Here is a 19,504-nt window from a genome sequence, read left to right on the forward strand (position 1 = left end):
GCTTACTCCCTGGATTGTCCGAACCGACCCGGCGCCGTCGTCGGCGGCAACGTCAAACCAGGGTGACGACTCAAAGCCTCGATTGTCAGTCGCCTGCGCACCTGCGCAGCTTCGTTCCTGAAGTTATCAAGAATGGTCCTCATCTGTTGCGAGGCCACCTGGCGAGACAGCCCGGTTCGTCTCTCCAGTTGCGCCAGTGATCGGCCGCTACGTTGCAGGTTGTCTTCAAATGCAGCTCGCTGCGTCGTGGCCAGGTGCTCCGACCAGAATTCCTCCTGACTGATCCACTCCAGTAGTTGCGAGCCTTGCTCGGCCCTGATCACCTCCAGACCGACCTGATCGATTTGCCCGTCGGTCACTTCAACGTCCAGCGCGGTAGTCAGTTGCCGGGGTTGTCCGGGCAGTTGCAATCGCTCGGCCAGGCGTATCCTGTACAGCAGACTGACATCCAGCGCCTGCTGCGCGGTGAGTGAAGCGGACTGGGCGCGCTGCGCGATGTCCATCAAGGCGTGCCTGTGCACCTCATGCAAGCGAAACAGGCCGCGCAACAGCCCGATCAGTTCCCCTTCCAGCGTTTGCGTACCGGTGCGCGCAGCTGCGGCTGCCCGGTAACATAAACATCTGACCTCAAGATCAGTGAACAGCACAGCGACATTGACGGCGCTGGCCTGACCGGCCCTGGCCATACGAAACAGCGTTCGACGCAGTCTGGCGTCTGCGCAGGTCGCCTCCAGCACGCGCCACACGCGCTGGGCCAGTTGATCGCGGGTGCGGGTGAAGTCGGCAGTTGCGCGCAAGTGTTCAAGTACCTCGAAAAAATCCCGGGACTGCGCATCCGCCAGCAAAGACTTCAGCACGTCCTGAGCACGCGCAACCGACACCTGTGACAAACCATTCACCCAGCCGGCACCCTCCTTGTCGGCCGCTTGCCACGCCGTACCCGGATAATCCTGGGTCATCACGCCCAAGCCAATTCCCTGGGTCTTTTGGTATTGCGCAATCGCCTCGAGACTCGACGCTGACAGTGGGTTGCCGTCAATGTTGGTGCCACGGTTCAGCGCAGTCCGGTAGTTGAACACCGCTACGGGCACCTCGACGAGGTTGTTATTGCGCAGGTCCAGCGCTTCCAGCTCAGTCAGCGGCTCGATGTCCGAGGGCCATTCGGCAATCCCGCAGGCGTGCAGATCCAGACGCCGCAATCGACGTTGCGCCGTTAGCCGCGGTGCACGGCCTAGTGTCGGGTTCAAACTCAGATCCAGCGATACCAGATCATCGTTGTTGGCGAACTCGGGCGTCACACCCTCAGCGAACTCGATCTGGTTTCCACTCAGATCCAGATGTCGCAGACCGGGCATGTCTTCGATCGCCTGCGGAATGCGCGTCAGCCCGTTACCTGATAAGCCCAGTGTGCTCAGCCGGGGAAAATTGCGTAGAAAGCGGTTCAACCCGGCACTGGCGCCCACCCTTCTCATTTGCAGCACAGCGATATGACTGAAATCGGCAACGATCACCGGCAGATCACCCAGAGGCACCGAGTCCAGCGTCAGACTGTGTGCGCTGGTACCCGATTCATCAGTCATGCGGGTTTCCCGGCGCCAGGCGCGCTGGATCGCCCGTGCCGCACGGGATTTGCTGTGCGAGGGCACCTTTTCACGCGCACCGTCATCGGTGTGATACCAAGTGTCGCGATGGACCCAGCGCTCCAGGGTTTCAACCATCGTCTGGTACTCGACCCGCATGCGCTCAAGGGCTCGGATGGCCAGAACGTCATCCGCCTCCAATGACGCTACAAACCGCTCGATCTGCTCGCTGGAATGGGAAGGATACAGTTCGCCCGCCCGTTGCATGATCGCAGGCGATCTGGACGGCAAGGGACGGGTATCCGGCGCCGATAGTCCAATGGAGTGCTCGACCTGGCGATCCGCCAACCCCATCGGCGAGCGGTAATCCGCACCCAGGGTTTCGCCACTCAGCAAACGGGAAAACGCTTCGCGACGCTGCAAGGCCAGCGCTGTGATTTTCTGCCGAAGACCGCTGCCGTCGGCGGCCGTGGCCACACCAAGCGCCTCGCGCGCATGCGCCGGAAGGCTTTCCCATAACACCTGGAAAAAACCTGCGCGGGTGCGGGCCGATGACGTCGACACGACGGCTCCCTGCGCATCCAGGCCCTGATAATGATCCGCGTGCGCGGCAATGACGACCTTGTAGGAAGCATGCGTTTGACCGACCTGATAGCCGGTGGTGGCAGCTTCTCCCGCCTCCGTTGTCTCGACCGAAACATCGCCGGGCCACCCGGGCAAGTGCGTCAAGGTATCGAGCACCAACCCGTCGGCGTCACGGTCGCTGACCGCATCCAGATAGAGTCCCTCACAGGCTCGGTTCAACCGCTGGGCAGGTTGATAGCGCCGAGCCTCTTCGGCGAGTCGCAGCGGCACGTTTGCCGACTCGAGTTGCGCCCACTCATTGACATTCGCATGTCGTACCAGCTCATCGGCAATGCTGGCCGACAATGGCGCAAAAGCCTTGTAAATAATTTCCCCGCGGGCGTTTTCGCAGACATCTACACGGCGAAACAGCCGACTCATCAACGCCGAGCGCTGGCCCTGAGCAAGTGTGCCGATACAGGCGATCAGCGACGCAACCTGCTCTGATGCTTGCGCTGCTGTCGAGCCCAGCAGATGCGCCCGCTCTTGTGCCTCGAGTCCCGCCAGCAGCGGCGCGTGAAACTGTCCCTGGTGCAGCGCATCCTTGCTGATTTCCAGGTGACGAGATGCACTCTCAGCGCCATAACGTGCCACGTCTTGCGCCGCGGCATCCTTCACAATTACCGCCAGGTCCGCAGGCCAGCGCGATGCCGAGGTCAGCAGGTACAACTGCAGATCAGCATCGGCTGAAGAGGCCAGCGCCGGCGTGCCTGTTTGCTCCAGAAACTGCGAAACCTGCGTATCGGCGCGAAAGCGTCTGAGGGAGTCAGCCAGCAATGCCATCGTCTCCCCACGTTGCACGAATGACAGGCGCAGTTGTGTCTCATTGATGCCGGTGCAGGCGATGACTTGCAGGGCACGGGCATCGGGCAGTCCTTCTTCGCGATAACCGAGGCGGCGCAGGAGCGTGAGCGTGCTCCAGCCTTGCGCCAGTTCCGAGTCGTGGCGCCATGCCCCTTCCCCATTGGTTTCGAGCAATGGGCGGTATCGCGTCGATACAGGCGCACCACGCACCTCCCACAGCCCCGTGCCAGTGACCGGACGTACCACGTAAGCATCGGTGCCCAGCGGCAAAAAATACTCGCCACCCTGCCTGATCAAACCCTGGCCGTCCGGAGAAAGACCCGCAGCAACCGGTTCCCATTGGCGATAGGCGGCCATGTCCGGACACCACAACCGATGACCGTTGCCCCCCAAGGACTGGCGTCGCAAACCCTGGACGAACGTTGATGAACGCACGGTTCTGTAAGCCTTGCCTGCGGTCACTCCGCCTGCCGCGAATGTCGCCATGAGAATCAGGTTTTCCAAGGTATCGAACAGGCAATCCGTCGCATGTTCCTGATCGCCGTACGCCCAACTCTCCACACCTTCGTAGACTTCGTTGAGCAATTGCAGGCCGGCCACAGCAAACATCATTTCGCCAATCACGGGAACAAAAGAAGCAAAGAACGCCAGCGTGTTCAATCCGATGGATTTATAGGAATCCAGCCGCGCAAGGCGGGTCTTTTCATCCTCATCACCGGTCGGTACCACGAGCAATCGCGAATCCGCGCGGACTTTTTTCGAGTGATGCCGAAACAGCGCCAGAAAGAAATCGTGCTTTGCATCGCCTTGCAGAGAGACCGCTGTCACCGGTAAGTAGAACGTGGCAAATGGAAACTGCGTGGTATTGGCATTCAGCAGCCTTACATTCAGTCCCTTGATGAATGTCGAGCGCTCGCCAAGAAGGATGAAACGCATGAAAAAACTGCGCCATTTAACGTCTCGCAAGCGCATGCTCAACTGGCGTTCGAACATCGAGAACGAGGTGTATTGCTTCAGCGGATGATCAGGATCACCGGGTATGTAAACCACACAGCGCTCGTCATCACTGTCAACACGCACGCCGACCGGCGCGATCAACATCGGCCCCCTCAACGTCACCCCAAGCATTTCGAGATTGTGATAACCCCATGTTTGAGTGCCCAGGCTGATCGTGGACGTCGAGTCCTTGATCGATTCGAGCATCGCATAAACATCCGCACTGATATGTCCGCGCATCAGTGCGATATGCCGGTCGACGTCGAATTGGTCCCTTGAACACGCCACTGCTGCGGCCTGCAAACTGCCTGTTTGAGTATCGCTGCCAAATAAGGCTTCGGCATGTTTCTGGTATTGCCCACCCAGATCGAGATCACGACACAGTTTGGCGAACTCATGGGGTTTGAGTGGCAGTATCCGACTGCGCTGTCCTGTGACACGAGGCGGAATATACAGAAAGGAGTTATCGCTATAGTTGCCGGATTTTGTTTCCGACAGTTCGAAGTTCTCGCAAGCTGCCGTCAACAGATCGCGCTCTATCGGCAGTACGAGTTTTTTGCGCAACCCCAAAAGACTGGACGTGGAGCGCACATGCTGGAAGAGCGCACCCGCGACGTCGAAGGGCTCTCCCAGTTTCTGCGATATCGCGCTGGCCAACAGCGGCGCGCAGAAACGTTGCGGAGAACTCATCGCCTGGGCCTGCTCCCGCGCAAGGTGCCGGGACTTATAGCTGGCTTTGAGGCTTGCATAGAGTGCATCGCGCAGGGCACCCGACGACTCCAGCAACCAGGCAGGGATTTGTTCCTTGAATAACTCAAAAAAGACGCCTTGTTGAGCTGGCGTCATGACCGGCGTTTTCAGTGTTGCACTTTTAACATCCATGTTTAACAACCTTAATCTGACTTGAGCACCCAGAATAAAGTTGAAATAAAACTCGATACAGCGCGATTAATTGATGGACTCAGGCAAAAGCCATCAACAATCAAGAAGTTAAAAATACATATCTAACGCACAGTTTTCTGAAACCCTGAAACACGCTCGCATGACGATTGTCATGCGAGCGTCGAAGTGATTACCAGAAACGCTGCTGCGTCAGGCGACTCCACCAGTTCAGCAGTACGCGATCGACCGAACCGCTGGCAGCCATACCGATACGCTCCTGCAGGCTTTTGCGCTCGGCGTAGTGCAAGTGGTAGACCTCGGCTTTTTTCGCCCGGTCGGCGAGGTATTCATCACTGGTCTTGAGTTCATCCACCAGTTGTTTGTCCAGCGCCGCGACACCAAGCCAGACTTCACCGGTGGCCACATCGTCAATCGCCAGTTGCGGGCGGTAGCGCGCGACGAAGTTCTTGAACAGTTGATGGGTGATGTCGAGGTCTTCCTGAAACTTTTCGCGGCCCTTCTCGGTGTTTTCGCCAAACACGGTGAGGGTACGCTTGTACTCGCCGGCGGTAAGGACCTCGAAGTCGATGTCGTGCTTCTTCAGCAAACGGTTGACGTTGGGCAGCTGTGCAACCACGCCGATCGAGCCAAGAATCGCAAACGGCGCGCTGATGATCTTCTCGCCGATGCACGCCATCATGTAGCCGCCGCTGGCCGCGACCTTGTCGATGCACACGGTCAACGGCACGCCGGCTTCACGGATACGCGCCAGTTGCGAGGACGCCAGACCGTAGCTGTGGACCATGCCGCCACCGCTTTCCAGACGCAGGACAACTTCATCTTTTGGCGTGGCCAGGGTCAGCAATGCGGTGATTTCATGGCGCAGGCTTTCGGTGGCCGAGGCCTTGATGTCGCCGTCGAAATCCAGGACGAATACGCGAGGTTTGGCCTCGGGTTGGTTCTTCTGCTTTTTCGCGCTTTTCTCGGATTTGGCCTCGCCCTTGCGCAGAGCCTTGAGCTGATCCTTATCGAGCAAAGTCTGCTCAAGGCGCTCGCGCAGGCCCTTGTAGAAATCATTGAGCTTGCTGACCTGCAACTGCCCCGCCGACTTGCGCCGGCCCTTGCTGCGCAACGCGGCAAAACTGGCGAGAACCACCAGAATGGCGATCACCAGAGTGACGGTCTTGGCCAGGAAACTGGCGTATTCGGTGAAAAACTCCACAGAGACTCCTTAAAACAATGCGTGGATGCAAAAACACACGCGGGATGGCTCCAGCATACCCATGCGTCGGCCCGGCGACCAGCCGGGAAACCTTTGGCAACAGGCCTGTAACGGGCATTTCAAACAAGCGTATGTTTTTTCATTGACAGCTACCCGTCATCCTCATAACCTCGCCACAACCTTCAACGTACCGGGATGACGCGGACGTGGGCAGCATCTACTTGATTCGACATGGCCAGGCCTCCTTTGGTGCAGACGACTATGACGTCCTGTCGCCCATCGGTGTGCGCCAGGCAGAAATCCTCGGTCAGCACCTCGCTGAACTGGGGGTCCGCTTCGATCGCTGCCTGGCTGGTGACCTGCGTCGCCAGCAACACACCGCCACCAGCGCGCTGGAACAGTTCGCTGCCAACGGCCTGCCGGTGCCGACGCTGGAAACCGATTCGGCGTTCAATGAATTCGATGCCGACGCGGTCATCCGCGCCCTGCTCCCGGCGATGCTGCCGGACGAACCGGAAGCCCTCGACATCCTGCGCAACGCCGCACAAAACCGTGGCGAGTTCCAGCGCATCTTCGCCCTGATCATCGAGCGCTGGCTGGCCGGCACCTACGACACGCCGGGGCTGGAAAGCTGGCTGGGGTTCGTCGAGCGGGTCAAGGCCGGGCTGCAGCGGATCCTCGAACAGGCGGAGTCGCATCAGAAAATCGCCGTGTTCACCTCCGGCGGCACCATCACCGCCCTGCTCCACCTGATTACGCAAATGCCTGCCCGACAGGCCTTTGAATTGAACTGGCAAATCGTCAACACCTCGCTCAACCAGCTGAAGTTCCGCGGTCGCGAGGTGGCCTTGGCTTCCTTTAACAGTCATGCACACCTGCAACTGTTGAAGACACCGGAACTCATCACTTTCCGCTGAGTCCGGTTAACGTGTGAACCTTGCTGTAATCAACCAGCGCTTATTATCCAAGAAAGGATCGAACCATGACCTCCGTAGCTGATGCCGTAAAAGCAATGCAAGCCAAGTTCAACCCAGCCGCTGCTGCCGGTCTGGATCTGGTCTTCGGTTTCAACATCACCGACGAAGACAAGCAGTACTCGCTGATCGTCAAAGACGGTACCTGCAATATCCAGGAAGGCGAAAACCCTGACGCCAACTGCACGCTGGTGCTCGACAGCGAAACCCTGAAAGGCATCGTCAGCGGTGAAACCGACGGCATGCAGGCTTTCATGGGCGGCAAGCTGCGCGTTGAAGGCGACATGATGCTGTCGATGAAACTGTCCGAGCTGTTCCCTTCGTAACAGCGCCGCGCAGTACTCCGAAGAACCCGCCCCTGTGGCGGGTTTTTTGCGTTTGGTCGTCCGGCGTTTCGTCGCCGCAGAAATATTGGCTCACCGAACATTGACCTCGGTCACTGGCGGGCCAGCCGCCACTGATTACTCTCCCGGCTCCATCGAAGGCCAAGGACGGCTCACCGGGAGCCCGCGGCTGATCCCACTCAAGGAAGACCATTCATGCGATCACTCAAGATCATTCTGCTGTCGTCAGCGTTCAACGGCCTGACCCAACGCGCCTGGCTGGAGCTGCGCCAGGCCGGGCATTCGCCCAGCGTCGTGGTATTCACCGACGAAGCGTCGGTCTGCGAACAGATCGAATACAGCGGCGCCGACCTGGTGATCTGCCCGTTCCTCAAGGACCGCGTGCCCCAGGCACTGTGGAGCAACCGCGCGCGGCCGGTGGTGATTATCCATCCGGGCATCGTTGGCGATCGTGGTGCCAGTGCGCTGGACTGGGCGATCACCCAGGAGTTGTCGAGCTGGGGCGTGACCGCCCTGCAAGCCGTGGAGGAAATGGACGCCGGCCCGGTCTGGGCCACGTGTGAATTCAACCTGCCATCCGGGCTGCGCAAGTCCGAGCTGTACAACGGCCGGGTCAGCGATGCGGCAATGTGTTGCATCCGTGAAGTGGTGGAGAAGTTCGTCAACGGTTTTATCCCGGTCGAACTGGATTACGCCGACCCCAAGGTGCGCGGGCGTTTGCAGCCGAACATGAAACAGGTCGATCGTAGCTTCATCTGGCACGATTGCGCGCGGTTCATCAAACGCTGCATCGACGCAGCGGATGGCCAGCCCGGCGTGCTGGCAAGTCTGGCCGGTGGGCAGTATTACGTTTACGACGCACACCTCGATTCGCGCTCGGGCATGCCCGGCGAGATTCTGGCGGTGCACGACGATGCCGTGCTGGTGGCCGCGGGCGATCAGAGCGTATGGATCGGATCGCTGCGACGCAAGCCGCAACCGGGCGAGGAAACCTTCAAGCAACCGGCCCGGCACGTGCTGATCGAGCAACTGGCCGAGGTGGCGGTGCTGGACTGGACGATTGCCAGCCAGCCGTTCAGCGATGAAGCGTATCAGCCGCTGCGTTATCGCGAGTCCGGGGTGGTCGGTGAGCTGACGTTCGAGTTCTACAACGGCGCCATGAGCACCGAACAATGCCGGCGCATGGTCGAGGCGCTGCGCTGGGCCAAGTCCCGCGACACGCAAGTGCTGCTGATCCGCGGCGGTCGCGGCAGCTTTTCCAATGGTGTGCACCTGAATGTGATTCAGGCGGCGCAGGATCCCGGCGCTGAAGCCTGGGCGAATATTCAGGCCATCGACGATGTCTGCGCCGAGCTGTTGAGTGCGCGGCAACTGGTCGTCAGCGGCGTGACCGGCAATGCCGGGGCCGGCGGCGTGATGCTCGCGCTGGCGGCGGATATCGTGTTTGCGCGGGCCGACATCGTGCTCAATCCGCACTACAAGAGCATGGGCCTTTACGGCTCGGAATACTGGACATACAGCCTGCCGCGCGCGGTGGGCCCGGCCATCGCCGAGCAGTTGACCCAAGCCTGTCTGCCGGTGAGCGCCAGCCAGGCATTGCAACTGGGCATGGTCCAGGAAATCGGCCCGCGCTGCCCGGATGAGTTTTCGTTGTGGCTGCTGCAACGGGCCAATGCCGTGCTGAGCGACCCGGCCTACGCCGCCGTACGCGAGCGCAAGTTGCGGGTCGACCAGGTGCTGATCGACCAATGCCGCGAAACCGAGTTGCAGGAAATGCAGGAAGACATGCTCTACAACCGCAATCAGTTCGCCGAGAAGTGCCGGCATTTCGTCTACAAGCGCAAGGCCTGCGGCACGCCGGCACGGCTGGTGGCGGATTGGGCACGGGTGCAGGAGGTCGAGTGGGCGGGTTGATTCTGCGGTAACTGGTTTTGCCCTCACCCCGACCCTCTCCTTTTGGGAGAGGATCAGGGTGAGGGGCCACTCCAAACGATGACGCGGTCCCGAGGCTGCACTTACAATGCCCGCCACCTCAACCACCGGCCCGCCCATGGACATCGACCTCGCCCGCACCTTTCTGGAAATCGTCCGCCACGGCAGCCTGGCGGCGGCAGCGCAAAAGCTGTTCGTCACGCAAACGGCGATCACCGCCCGGGTGCAGAAACTCGAAAGCCAGTTGGGCAGTACGCTGTTCGTGCGTAACCGTGCCGGCGCGAAACTGACGCCCAACGGCGAGGCGTTCGTGGTCTACGCCAATCAACTGGTGCAGACCTGGGAGGCTGCGCGCCGCGACCTGCCGCTGCCCGAGGGCTATCACAACGTGCTGCACATCGGTGGCGAAGTCAGCCTGTGCAATCCACTGATGCTCAGTTGGGCCGCCGAACTGCGCGAAAAAATCCCCGGCCATGCCCTGCGCATGGAAATCCGCGACGGCGAAAACCTGCTCCGTCAGCTCGAACTTGGCGTGCTCGACGCCGCGCTGGTCTATCAGCCGGAGTACTGGCCGGGCTTGCAGGTCGAGCAAGTGCTGGAAGAGAAACTGATTCTGGTCCGCGCTCCCGACCGGCCCGACCCTTACGTCTACATCGACTGGGGCCCGGACTTCCGCTGCCAGCACGACGCCGCCCTGCCGGAAAAGGCCAAGGCCGCACTGAGCTTCAACCTTGGCCCGCTGGCCTTGCAATACATCCTCGAAAACGGTGGCAGCGGCTATTTCCGCACCCGGGTCGTGCGCAGTTATCTGGAAAGCGGCGCCCTGGAACCGGTCACCAAAGCCCCGGAATTCAGCTACCCGACCTATCTGGTGTATTCGCGTGATCGCGACTCCGCCACCCTGCAACACGCCTTCGATCTGCTGCGCGAAGTGATCCATGCCGATGACGACTGGTCGCAGCGCTGGAACCCGTTGAGCTGAATCGGCCGCTTTACCCCGGAGCATGGCGCAAGTGGCCTCAAGCGCCGGCCTGCACAAACCGCCGGATCGACTACGCTGCCGGGTAGAACAACAATACCCGCAGGTGACCGCAGTTGAGGCAGACCACCGAGGCATTTCGCAGCCGTTATCGGGCCGCCATTCATCCGTTCTACAACCCGTGGCTGCACGGCGCCTTCGTGCTGCTGTTCGGCGTGCTGGCCATCGGCGCCTTCTGGCACCCGGTGCAGCAGGTCAGCTGGCGGGAATGGCTGACGGTGCCGCTGACCCTGCTGTTCTTCAACTTCGGCGTGTACATGGTCCATCGCCATCTCGGCCATCACAAAAAGACCTTCGCCAGGCTGTTCTACGCTCGCCATGCCGGCGACCATCACAGCTTCTTCACCCCCGGCCACATGACCTACGACAGCGCTCGCGACTGGCGGGTGATTCTGTTTCCGGCGTGGCTGATCGTCCTGCATACGCTGGTTATCAGCCTGCCGCTGTGGTGGCTGTTTGCACAGTTCAACAGCAATGTCGCCGGACTGTTCGGTGGCTGCATGGTGCTGGGTTACCTGACCTACGAAGTGTTTCACGCTTGCGAACATCTGCCGCCGGACAATCCGCTGACACGCCTGCCATGGATCCGCCAGATGCGCCGTCTGCATGAGCTGCACCATCGCCGCGAACGCATGCAGGAGCGCAATTTCAACATCGTCTTTCCCTTGATGGATTACCTGTTCGGCACCCTCTATTGGGAACCGGAACCCGTCCCCTTGAGCCATTCGAGACCGTCCATGACCCGCATGCAGCACCACATCGAAATCGTCGGCGAGCCAGTCACCGTGCTCGCCTACGCCGCCAGCGTCAGTCGCTGGCCGGAATGGCATCCGTCGTCGCTGAAGATCGACGGCCCGCAAGGCCCGCTGCATGCCGGCGCGCACTTCGAAGAGGACATTCACGCCGGGGGACGCGCCGGTCATCTGCACTGGGAAGTCAGCGAATACCTGCCCGGCCGACGCTGGTGCGCCCGGGCTCAGGGCGATCATGGCTTGTCGCTGCTGCTGACGTACGAATGCACGGCCGAACAGGGCGGCACACGTTTTGTGCGCACGCTGGATTATCGCTTCGCCGGTTTGGGCATGCGCATTGCCAACCGGTTGCTGCTCAGACGCCGCATCGAGCGTGAATCGGCGGCGTCGATGCTGGCGCTGCGCGACCGGGCAGCGCAGTACATCAGCGCGACGAGGGCCAGCGCATGAGGCTGCGGCATGGGGTGTTGTTGATCATCATCGTCGTCATCGCGTTCTTGCTGCTGATGCCAACCAAGGTTGAACCGGTGGCGTGGCAACCGTCGCCGGCACCGTCGTTGACCGAAGGTGTCTTCGCCGACAACCAGCGCCTCAAAGCCGCGGTGCCGGTCGGGCCGAGCGACATCGAGGGACCGGAAGCCTTGCTGCTGGAAGAGGATGTCCTCATCACCGGGCTGCATGACGGTCGGCTGATCAGTACCAGCCTCGATGGCCAGGCACGCAAGGTCCTCGCCGACACCGGTGGCCGACCGTTGGGGCTGGCGCGGCATCCGAACGGCTTGCTGGTGATTGCCGACGCCATCAAGGGTTTGCTCTCACTCGATGCCCAGGGCCGCCTGATTCCCTTGTCTACCGCCGCCAACGGCGTCGCCTTCGGTTTCACCGATGATGTAGCGATCGACAAATCCGGGCACTACGCCTATTTCAGCGATGCCTCCAGCCGTTGGGGTTACGGTCATGATGGCGAGGCGATCATCGAGCATGGTGGTGACGGACGTCTGCTGCGCTATGACTTCCAGACCGGCAAGACTTCGGTGCTGCTCGACAAACTGGAATTCGCCAACGGCGTCACCCTCGGCCCGGATGAGGCGTATGTGCTGGTCAATGAAACCGGCGCGTACCGCATCAGTCGCTATTGGCTCAGCGGGCCCAAGGCCGGCACGCATGATGTGTTTATCGACAACCTGCCGGGCCTGCCGGACAACCTCGCGTTCAATGGCAGCAACCGTTTCTGGGTGGCGCTGTATGCGCCGCGCAATGCTCTGCTCGATGGCACCGCCGGGTATCCGTTCCTGCGCAAGATGATCGTGCGGGCGCTGAGGGTGTTACCGAAACCGGTGGAAAAGCGCGGCTTTGTGCTGGGCCTGGATCTGGACGGCAAGGTGATTGCCAATTTGCAGGACGCGAGCAGTGACAATTACTCGCCAATCACCACGGCACGCGAGTATGGCCAGTGGTTGTATCTGGGCTCGTTGAAGGCGACGCATATGGCGCGATTGCCGTTGGAGGCAGCCTTGAAGTAAATCCGTTCAATCCTCTGTTGAACGAGCCGGCGCCTTCGCCAGCCGGCTCGCTCACACAGGCGATGTGGGTCGTTCACGGATTCATGGTGCGAGCCAGCCTGCTGGCGATGACGGTCTGTCAATTGGAAGACTTGTCGAACTTATCGGGATCTTCGTCTGTGGGCAGGTCTTCGTCCGGCTCATCGGGGTTGGCCGTGGTGTGCGCCGGGCTGTTCGGTTCGGGGTGCGTCGGCACCGGGTCGAATGCGCCCTGCTCTTCACTGGGGAATTTGGGATCGTTCATAAGGCACCTCGCAAAGCGTCGATGAATGGAGACGCTGTACATTCGAGGTGCCGGTCGTGGCGGTCGTTCCTTTCCATTCACCACCGGCGGTCGGTGGCGCCACTGGCGGTCAGGATCGAGCCTGTAACTGCTCGACAATCCTGTCCTTGACCTGCAAGCGTTTCTCCTTGAGCTTTTTCAGCGTGTCATCACTGGGCGCATCCGAGGTGGCAGTCTCGGCCTTGACTACCTCGGCATCCGCCTCGGAATACTTGTTGATCAGTGCATCCAGATGTGGGTCCTCGGTGCGTCGTTGCTGGATCTCTTCCTTCGTAAGCTTCAAGTCCTGATACAGGTCATGGGTCACCGGCATGGAACACCTCCGTGAGTTGATCGGCAGCCAACGCGACCGATTGCGCTGGCTCGTTATCAGAATGGCCTTGGTTACCCGCTTCTGTCGACCACCTGTCAGACCAGCGGTGTCCGTTCGTCGCCCTGTCGCAAATGCGATAAAACCTTTATTCGCGGCTTTCCCTCCATTGAGTAACACCAACAAAAAACCTGCGTGGAGATACATCAATGGACGGATTCAACCTGCGGCACCTCGTTCTGGCTGTCACTTTGAGCGCTGGCATGGGTAATGCCTTCGCCGCCACCGACAATGACTTTGTCGACAACGCCGCAGCGGGCGGCATTGCCGAAATCGAAACCAGTCGCCTGGCCCTGGAAAAAAGCCAGTCGGCCGACATCAAGGCATTCGCCAACATGATGATCACCGATCATGGCAAGGCCAACGATGAACTGGCGAGCATCGCCAAAGCCCACGACATCGAAGTGCCGGACACCACCACCCTGGTCAAGCAAGCCAAGGAAAAAATCCTCGATATGCGTGATGAGTCCTTCGATGCGGCCTACGCCAACAATCAGGTCAAGGCCCACGAAGAGACCATTGAGCTGTTCAAGAAACAAGCCAATACCGTGACCGACGACAAGGTCAAAGGAGCACCGGAACTGAAGGCCTTTGCGCAGAAAATGCTCCCGGCGCTGGAAAAACACCTGGCGGCGGCGAAAGAGCTGCAAGCCAAGCATCCGAGCAAATAACCGCGCACAAAAAAGGCCGCATTCAGAGAATGCGGCCTTGTCGTATCTACCGTGACTAGCCCCCGTCCGTATCAATATCGGCATCGGTTTCTTCACCCGGTTTCGCACGATCAGGTTGCGGTTTGAAGCCCGGACTGAATTCGTTGTCGTTATCGGTGTGTTTATGCTTCTGATCGACCGCCGGATCGGCGCTCTGTGCCTGATCGTTCTCGCCCTGCTGTTGCGTCGGCGCCGGTTGCCCCGGCAGCTGCGGGTCGATTGCCGGGTCGTTGCGGTTGATCAGCTCTGCCGATTGATTCTGCTGCTGCATTGATTGCTCGTTCATGGCCACCTCGCTCATCAAACCCGTCCGACTGAAACGCGTCGGGTCTTGAAGATTCGAAGCCTGAGGCCGGGCAATCGTTCAAAACATCGCAGCAAAAATCGGCGCCTGCAGGCACCGATCCCGGCCATCAGCGCAAGGCGCGAGCGAGGAACGGCGCCGTCCGGCTCTTCTTGCTCGCCGCGACTTTCTGCGGTGTACCCGCCACCACGATTTTGCCGCCCTGATCCCCCGCGCCCGGGCCGATGTCGATCACCCAGTCGCTCTGCGCGACCACGCGCATTTCGTGTTCGACCACGATCACCGTATGCCCCGCCGTCACCAGCGTATCGAGTTGTTCCAGCAGGCGATCGACGTCGCGCGGGTGCAGGCCGGTGGTCGGTTCATCCAGCACGTACAAGGTGGCGCCGCGTTGATTGCGCTGTAACTCGGTGGCCAGTTTGATCCGCTGCGCCTCACCGCCGGACAGTTCCGTGGCCGGTTGCCCGAGACGCAGATAACCGAGGCCGATATCGCGCAGCACTTCCAGCGAACGACGAATTCCCGGTTGCCCGGCAAACACCGTCACCGCTTCATCGACGGTCAATTGCAAGACCTGGGCGATGCTCAGGCCCTCCCAGAGAATCGCCAGCGTCTGCGGGTTGTAGCGCGCGCCATGACAGGTCGGGCATGGCGCATACACGCTGGGCATGAACAACAATTCGACACTGACAAATCCCTCGCCCTCGCACGTGGCGCAACGCCCCTTGGCGACGTTGAAGGAAAACTGTCCGGCGTCATAACCGGCCGCCCGAGCCTCGGTTGTTGCGGCGAACAACTTGCGCACGTTGTCGAACAGCCCGGTGTAGGTCGCCAGATTCGAGCGCGGCGTGCGCCCGATCGGTTTTTGATCGACCTGCACCAGACGCTTGATCGACTCCAGCCCTGAAATGACCTGGCCGCTGCTGGCCTGCGGCGCATCGTCTTCGAGGCTGAGCTCTTCCGGTTCGCTGTCCGCTGGCGGACGCCCCAACTGCGCGCCGACCAGTTCCAGCAGCGCCTGACTGACCAGGCTCGACTTGCCCGAGCCGGACACGCCGGTCACCGAGGTGAAACAGCCCAACGGAAACTCGGCGCTGAGGTGGTTGAGGTTATTGCGTGAGATGCCATCGAGTTTCAGCCACCCGCCGGGCTTGCGCGCAACCCGGGGCTGGCGTGGCGCGTCAGCGAACAGGTAGGCGCGAGTCTGCGACTGTTCGATCTCGGCCAGCCCCGCTGGCGGGCCACTGTAAAGGATCTGACCACCCTTCTCGCCCGCCGCCGGGCCGACGTCGATCAGCCAGTCGGCGCGGCGCATGGTTTCCACATCATGCTCGACCACAAACAGCGTGTTGCCGTCGGCCTTGAGGCGCTGCAGGGCCTCGAACAGCGCTTCGCCATCGGCCGGGTGCAGCCCGGCGGACGGCTCGTCGAGCACGTAGATCACGCCGAACAACTGCGAGCCCAATTGCGTCGCCAGGCGCAACCGCTGCAACTCTCCCGAGGACAACGTCGGCGTGCTGCGCTCCAGGGCCAGATAGCCAAGCCCCAGATCGGTCAGGGTGCTGACCCGCTCCAGCAGATCCTCGGCAATCCGCTGTGCCGCCAGGCGCTTTTCCAGCGACAGGTTCGGCGTGTGCCGCACATCCGGCGCGCTGGCGTGAGCGCTGGCGCCGTGGGCCGCCCGCTGTTGACGGGCCTCGCGGGTTTGCGCATGGCTCAGGGTGTCGCCGGTTTCATCGGCGTGTTCGAGATAACTGGCCTCGGCCACCGGTCGCAACACTTCAGCCACTTGCAGCAGCGGCATCTGCGACAGTTCGCCGATGTCATACCCGGCGAACGTCACCGACAAGGCCTCGCGCTTCAGGCGTTTACCGTCACACAGCGGGCACGGACTGCCGAGCATGAACTGTGCAACACGCTTCTTCATCAGCGCACTTTGCGAATGGGTGAAGGTGTGCAGGATGTAACGTCGCGCACCGGTGAACGTGCCCTGGTAGCTCGGCTCCATCTTGCGCTTGAGGGCGACGCGGGTTTCTTCCGGCGTCAGCCCGGCGTACACCGGCACGGTCGGGGTTTCTTCCGTGAAGAGAATCCAGTCGCGCTGTTTTTTCGGCAGTTTCTTCCAGGGAATGTCGACGTCGATGCCCAGGGTCACGAGGATGTCACGCAGGTTCTGCCCTTGCCAGGCCAGCGGCCAGGACGCCACCGCGCGTTGGCGGATGGTCAGGTTCGGATCAGGCACCATCAGTGCTTCGGTGACCTCATACACCCGGCCCAGGCCATGACATTGCGGGCACGCGCCCTGCGGAGTGTTCGGTGAAAAATCTTCGGCATACAGCATCGGCTGCCCCGGCGGATAACTGCCGGCGCGGGAATACAGCATGCGGATCAGGCTCGACAAGGTGGTGACACTGCCCACCGATGAACGCGTGCTCGGTGTGCCACGCTGCTGTTGCAGGGCCACGGCGGGCGGCAGACCTTCGATGGAATCGACATCCGGCACGCCGACCTGGTCGATCAGCCGCCGTGCATAGGGCGCGACCGATTCGAAGTAACGGCGCTGGGCTTCGGCATACAGCGTGGAAAACGCCAGCGACGACTTGCCCGAACCGGATACGCCGGTGAACACCACCAGCGCATCGCGGGGAATGTCGACGTCAACGTTCTTCAGGTTGTGCTCACGGGCGCCACGCACCCGGACCGTACCGGCGGGCGCTTTGGAATTTCGCTTGGAAGTCATCGGCAAGCCTTATCACGAATGTCTGTTGAGAACCCGGTGGTGAGGGGATTTATCCCCGTTGGAGTGCGAAGCACTCCGCTGCATTGCACCGGGTATGACGCGAGCTCTTGTTGACGACTGCTGCGTAGCCGAACGGGGATAAATCCCCTCGCCACAGATTCCCACGCCACCGCTTTATCCATGCAGCACAGGGCAATCCCCCTCCAAGTGCCTCGCTTGCACCCGATCAGGCACCGAGCACCGCGCGAATCATCTGCAGCATGGCCTCGGGGCTATAGGGTTTGCCCAGCAAATGGGTATCGGGGCTGAGTTGGTGATTGCGCGAGATGATGTCGCGGGTGTGCCCGGAGGTGAACAGCACCGCCACCGGTGGCGTCTGCACCTTGGCCCAAGCGAACAGGTCGGAGCTTTTGATCAGCCCCGGCATGACCACGTCGGTGAAGATCAAATCGACCTCGACACCTTCGAGCAGCATCTGCATGGCCGCATCGCCATGGCCGGCGGTGAGCACGCGATAGCCCTCTTCGCGCAGCAATTCAACCGCCGAGGCGCGTACCGCCTCGTTGTCCTCGACCACCAGAATCGTCTCGTGGCCACCGCCCTGCTGCGCGTCAAGGCTCGGCATTTCAGCGCGGACCGGCCGCAAGCTGCGCGGGAAGTACAACTGCACTCGCGTGCCTTCACCGACGCGGCTGTCGATTTCGACATGGCCGCCGCTTTGTTTAACGAACCCGAAGACCATACTCAAGCCCAGACCGGTGCCCTGACCGTCGGCCTTGGTGGTGAAAAACGGTTCGAAGACTTGTTCGAGGATCTGCGCCGGGATGCCCGCACCGGTATCGCTGACCGCCACCCGCACGTACTCCCCGGGCAGGATGCCTTTACCGGCACAAAACTCGCGCTCCAGACGGGTGTTGGAGGCGCTCAGCACGATGGTGCCCTCGCCTTTCATTGCATCCCGGGCATTGATGGCCAGATTGAGAATGGCGTTTTCCAGTTGGTTGCGGTCAACGTTGATGTGCCACGGCGCTTGCGGCAGCTGCACGTCGATCTGAATGGTTTCGCCCAGCGCCCGTTGCAGCAACTCCCCCACGCCGTCGAAGATCTGTTGGGGGTTGCACACCGCAGGCGACAACGGCTGACGCCGGGCAAACGCCAGCAGTTGCGAAGACAGTTTGGCGCCACGCTCGACCGCCGCCAACGAGGCGCTGACCCGGCGCTGGACATTGGCATTGTGCGGTTCATGCCGGGCCAGCAAATGCAGATTGCCAGCGATCACTTGCAGCAGGTTATTGAAGTCGTGGGCAACGCCGCCGGTGAGCCCGCCAATCGCTTCAAGCTTCTGCGACTGGCGCAATTGCTCTTCGGCCGCCAGTCGCGCCTCGACTTCATCGGCCACGCGTTGTTCGAGGTTGCGGGTGAACTTGAGCAGGGATTCTTCAGCGGTCTTGCGCTCATGAATGTCGATCAACACGCCGGGGAAACGCCGTGCCTCAGCGTGTTCATCGAACTCGCACGCGCCACTGGCCAGGACCCACAGATAACTGCCATCGCTGCGGCGCACGCGGTACTCCGCGTTGAACGGCGCGCCGGTCCGCACCGAATGGGTGACGCGCTCGTGCACCCAGGCGATGTCATCGGGATGGATGCGGGACTGGGCGATGTCCTGGGCCAGATTGCTCAGGTCCTGATCCGGCGGATAAGAGAACGTGCGGGCGAAACGCTCATCCGCCGACAACGTATTGTTTTTCACGTCCCAGACAAACGAACCCAACAGTGCGCCGGCATTCAGCGCCAGTCGCACGCGCTCGTTATCGGCGCGGTAGGCGTCTTCGGCGGCCTGGCGCAAGCGCTCGGAATGCATGAATTCGGTGGTTTCCACCACCATCGCCATGACCCCGGCCGGTTGCCCGTCATCGTTGGCCACAGGGCTGTAATAAAGATCCATCCAGACGTCTTCGGGCACCCCGTCGCGCAGCAGCACCAGTTCCTTGTTGCGGTAAGACAGGGTGCCGCCGGCCAGACAGGTATCGACCACGTGCCGATTGAAGTCGGCCACTTCCGGCCAGCCCAGCTCCACCGGCGAGCCGAGCAGATACGGATGGCGGCCACCGGCAAATTTCGAGTAGGCGTCGTTATAGATCATGTAGCCGGCTTGGCCCCAGAGCATGACCATCGGCAGAGGCGACGCCAGCATCAATTGCACCGTGCTGCACAGACTGGCAGGCCAGGTGTCCAGCGGACCCAGCTCGGTAGGGCTCCAGTCGAACGCGCAAATGCGTTCGGCCATTTCGCCTTTCCAGCCGTCACAACCGTGACTATCGGATAAAAACTGCATCGACTGACTCGGTGTCCTGTGGTGGTTGTCCGGTAAATCACGACGACC

Annotated in this window: 14 protein-coding genes; 7 read left to right on the forward strand and 7 right to left on the reverse strand. The window is 61.0% G+C overall.

What is annotated here, in order from left to right; all coding sequences use genetic code 11:
• Positions 1–2: 2 nt before the first annotated feature.
• Both PseuLF5_RS04980 and sohB read right to left on the reverse strand, forming a co-directional pair.
• Positions 3–4,886, reverse strand: a complete 4,884-nt coding sequence (locus PseuLF5_RS04980; RefSeq protein WP_340133065.1) for a dermonecrotic toxin domain-containing protein — start codon at positions 4,884–4,886, stop codon at positions 3–5.
• A 190-nt stretch (positions 4,887–5,076) separates the two neighbouring features.
• On the reverse strand, positions 5,077–6,108 hold the full coding sequence (gene sohB / locus PseuLF5_RS04985) for a protease SohB (RefSeq protein ID WP_123468188.1): 1,032 nt from the start codon (positions 6,106–6,108) through the stop codon (positions 5,077–5,079).
• 206 nt (positions 6,109–6,314) lie between these two features.
• Between sohB and PseuLF5_RS04990 the strand changes: the two genes are divergently transcribed.
• From PseuLF5_RS04990 to PseuLF5_RS05015, 6 genes are all read left to right on the forward strand, one after another.
• Positions 6,315–7,025 carry a histidine phosphatase family protein gene (locus tag PseuLF5_RS04990; RefSeq protein ID WP_222833049.1) on the forward strand — a complete coding sequence of 237 codons (711 nt, stop codon included), beginning with the start codon at positions 6,315–6,317 and terminating at the stop codon, positions 7,023–7,025.
• Between the two features lie 65 nt (positions 7,026–7,090).
• Positions 7,091–7,408 carry an SCP2 sterol-binding domain-containing protein gene (locus tag PseuLF5_RS04995; protein WP_123468184.1) on the forward strand — a complete coding sequence of 106 codons (318 nt, stop codon included), beginning with the start codon at positions 7,091–7,093 and terminating at the stop codon, positions 7,406–7,408.
• Positions 7,409–7,621: 213 nt separating this feature from the next.
• A complete protein-coding gene (locus PseuLF5_RS05000) occupies positions 7,622–9,340 on the forward strand; it encodes a hydrogenase maturation protein (RefSeq protein WP_340133066.1) in 1,719 nt (572 codons plus the stop codon).
• Positions 9,341–9,476: 136 nt separating this feature from the next.
• On the forward strand, positions 9,477–10,340 hold the full coding sequence (locus tag PseuLF5_RS05005; protein WP_123469167.1) for a LysR family transcriptional regulator: 864 nt from the start codon (positions 9,477–9,479) through the stop codon (positions 10,338–10,340).
• Between the two features lie 113 nt (positions 10,341–10,453).
• Positions 10,454–11,599, forward strand: a complete 1,146-nt coding sequence (locus PseuLF5_RS05010) for a sterol desaturase/SRPBCC family protein (protein WP_340133067.1) — start codon at positions 10,454–10,456, stop codon at positions 11,597–11,599.
• Complete coding sequence (locus PseuLF5_RS05015; protein ID WP_340133068.1) at positions 11,596–12,672, forward strand: SMP-30/gluconolactonase/LRE family protein; 1,077 nt, start codon at positions 11,596–11,598, stop codon at positions 12,670–12,672. Before PseuLF5_RS05010 ends, PseuLF5_RS05015 begins: the two co-directional genes overlap by 4 nt.
• A 118-nt stretch (positions 12,673–12,790) precedes the next feature.
• Here the strand turns inward: PseuLF5_RS05015 and PseuLF5_RS05020 are convergent, their stop codons facing one another.
• Together PseuLF5_RS05020 and PseuLF5_RS05025 are read right to left on the reverse strand one after the other, a co-directional pair.
• The gene (locus PseuLF5_RS05020) at positions 12,791–12,955 is read right to left on the reverse strand and encodes a hypothetical protein (protein ID WP_177490381.1); all 165 of its coding nucleotides are present in this window, start codon (positions 12,953–12,955) and stop codon (positions 12,791–12,793) included.
• Positions 12,956–13,064: 109 nt separating this feature from the next.
• A complete protein-coding gene (locus PseuLF5_RS05025) occupies positions 13,065–13,307 on the reverse strand; it encodes a YdcH family protein (protein WP_123468176.1) in 243 nt (80 codons plus the stop codon).
• A 206-nt stretch (positions 13,308–13,513) separates the two neighbouring features.
• Between PseuLF5_RS05025 and PseuLF5_RS05030 the strand changes: the two genes are divergently transcribed.
• The gene (locus PseuLF5_RS05030; RefSeq protein ID WP_128613596.1) at positions 13,514–14,035 is read left to right on the forward strand and encodes a DUF4142 domain-containing protein; all 522 of its coding nucleotides are present in this window, start codon (positions 13,514–13,516) and stop codon (positions 14,033–14,035) included.
• A gap of 55 nt (positions 14,036–14,090) precedes the next feature.
• On the opposite strand, the gene PseuLF5_RS05035 is transcribed toward PseuLF5_RS05030, so the two are convergent.
• The 3 genes from PseuLF5_RS05035 to PseuLF5_RS05045 form a co-directional block, all read right to left on the reverse strand.
• A complete protein-coding gene (locus tag PseuLF5_RS05035; protein ID WP_340133069.1) occupies positions 14,091–14,360 on the reverse strand; it encodes a hypothetical protein in 270 nt (89 codons plus the stop codon).
• A gap of 127 nt (positions 14,361–14,487) precedes the next feature.
• Positions 14,488–17,118: an excinuclease ABC subunit UvrA gene (locus tag PseuLF5_RS05040; RefSeq protein ID WP_340133070.1), complete on the reverse strand. Its 2,631-nt coding sequence runs from the start codon at positions 17,116–17,118 to the stop codon at positions 14,488–14,490.
• A 226-nt stretch (positions 17,119–17,344) separates the two neighbouring features.
• Positions 17,345–19,456: an ATP-binding protein gene (locus tag PseuLF5_RS05045; RefSeq protein WP_340133071.1), complete on the reverse strand. Its 2,112-nt coding sequence runs from the start codon at positions 19,454–19,456 to the stop codon at positions 17,345–17,347.
• Between the last annotated feature and the right edge of the window lie 48 nt (positions 19,457–19,504).

It is taken from the genome of Pseudomonas sp. LF-5 (genome assembly GCF_037626295.1).
GTDB classification, from domain to species: domain Bacteria; phylum Pseudomonadota; class Gammaproteobacteria; order Pseudomonadales; family Pseudomonadaceae; genus Aquipseudomonas; species Aquipseudomonas monsensis.